Raw genomic sequence first — 2,500 nt, forward strand, 5'->3', positions numbered from 1 at the left:
AGGGACCGAACTGTCTTGCGACGTTCTGAACCCAGCTCGCGTGCCACTTTAATGGGCGAACAGCCCAACCCTTGGGACCTTCTCCAGCCCCAGGATGTGACGAGCCGACATCGAGGTGCCAAACCTCCCCGTCGATATGAGCTCTTGGGGGAGATCAGCCTGTTATCCCCGGAGTACCTTTTATCCTTTGAGCGATGGCCCTTCCATAAGGGACCACCGGATCACTTGAACCTGCTTTCGCACCTGTTCGAGGCGTCCCTCTCTCAGTCAAGCACCCTTATACTCATATGCTCTGCGCATGATTACCAACCATGCTGAGGGTACCTTTGTAAGCCTCCGTTACTCTTTAGGAGGCGACCACCCCAGTCAAACTACCCACCACGCACTGTCCCCCGAAGGGTTAGGACCAAAGTATAAAAAGGGTGGTATTTCAAGGACGGCTCCACTACCACTGGCGCGGCAGCTTCTAAGCCTCCCACCTATCCTACACATTTTATACCCTAGCACAATACGAAGTTGTAGTAAAGGTTCACGGGGTCTTTCCGTCCCGTTGCGGGTAACCGGCATCTTCACCGATACTTCAATTTCACCGAGCTCGTGGCTGAGACAGTGCCCAGATCGTTACACCATTCGTGCAGGTCGGAACTTACCCGACAAGGAATTTCGCTACCTTAGGACCGTTATAGTTACGGCCGCCGTTTACCGGGGCTTCAGTCAACGCCTTCTCCGAAGATTAGCGCCTCCCTTAACCTTCCGGCACCGGGCAGGTGTCAGACCCTATACTTCGCCTTTCAGCTTCGCAGAGTCCTGTGTTTTTGCTAAACAGTCGCCTGGGCCTCTTCACTGCGGCTCCGGGGTTAACCGGAGCGCCCCTTCTCCCGAAGTTACGGGGCTATTTTGCCTAGTTCCTTAGCCACGGATCACTCGAGCGCCTTAGGATACTCTCCTCGACTACCTGTGTCGGTTTACGGTACGGGCTGCATACTTCGGCTTTTCTTGGAAGCTGCTTCTTGCTACTATCAGCTCGCCTTCGCAGGCTTGCTGTACTATCCCCCGAAGGGTTTAACGCACTATTCCATCAGTGCGCGGGCAATCCACAGCTCCGTCCCCTTTTTAGTGTATGCAGGTACAGGAATATTAACCTGTTTGCCATTAGGTTCGCCTTTCGGCTGCCCCTTAGGACCCGACTAACCCTGATCTGATTAACATCGATCAAGGAACCCTTAGTCTTACGGCGACAGAGTTTCTCACTCTGTTTATCGTTACTCATGCCTACATTTTCTTTTCCAGCCGCTCCACAATGCCTCACAGCACTGCTTCAGCGCAACCAGAATGCTCCCCTACCATACTGACGATCCGAAGATGTCAGCATCCATAGCTTCGGCGGCACGCTTGATGCCCGATCATTTTCCGCGCAGGAACGCTCGACTAGTGAGCTGTTACGCACTCTTTAAATGAATGGCTGCTTCCAAGCCAACATCCTAGCTGTCATAGCATCCCCACCTCGTTCATTCAACTTAGCGTACACTTGGGGGCCTTAGCTGATGGTCTGGGTTCTTTCCCTCTCGGCAATGGACCTTCGCACCCACTGCCTCACTGCCAGTGCAGTATCATGGCATTCGGAGTTCATCAAGGGTTGGTAGGCGGTGAAGCCCCCTAGCCTTATTGGTAGCTCTACCTCCATGATACTCTTCCTGACGCTGCACCTAAATGCATTTCGGGGAGTACGAGCTATCTCCGAGTTTGATTGGCCTTTCACCCCTACCCACAGGTCATCCGAACATTTTTCAACATGTACCGGTTCGGTCCTCCATTGGGAGACTATCCCAACTTCAACCTGCCCATGGGTAGATCACACGGTTTCGCGTCTGCCCCGCCTAGCTCTCGCCCTATTCAGACTCGCTTTCGCTCCGCATCCGGCCCTGAAGGCCTTATACTCGCTAGACAGGAGCAACTCGTAGGCTCATTATGCAAAAGGCACGCCGTCATCCCCCATACGGGGAACTCCGACCGCTTGTAAGCGCACGGTTTCAGGTTCTTTTCACTCCGCTTCTTGCGGTTCTTTTCACCTTTCCCTCACGGTACTGGTTCACTATCGGTCTCTCAGGAGTATTTAGCCTTGGAGGATGGTCCCCCCATCTTCGGACAGGATTTCACGTGTCCCGCCTTACTCGAAATAACAGCTATAAGCATTCATCGTACGGGGCTGTCACCCTCTTTGGCGCTGCTTTCCAGGCAGCTTCCGTTATACTTATAACCGCTTTAGGGCTAGTCCCCGTTCGCTCGCCACTACTAGGGGAATCTCGGTTGATTTCTTTTCCTCCGGGTACTTAGATGTTTCAGTTCCCCGGGTTCGCGTTTGCACGCTATAGCTTCACTATAGCAGGTTTTCCCATTCGGACATCTACGGATCAAAGGTTGTTTGCACCTCCCCGTAGCTTTTCGCAGCTTACCACGTCCTTCGTCGCCTCTGAGAGCCTAGGCATCCACCATGCGCTCT

Annotated in this window: 1 rRNA gene (cut by a window edge); it reads right to left on the minus strand. The window is 53.4% G+C overall.

From position 1 onward, the window contains the following. Nucleotides 1-2,500, minus strand: a 23S ribosomal RNA gene (locus IX84_RS05765) (its annotated part continues 13 nt past the right edge of the window); the annotation flags it as partial.

The organism is Phaeodactylibacter xiamenensis (genome assembly GCF_000759025.1).
Classification (GTDB): domain Bacteria; phylum Bacteroidota; class Bacteroidia; order Chitinophagales; family Saprospiraceae; genus Phaeodactylibacter; species Phaeodactylibacter xiamenensis.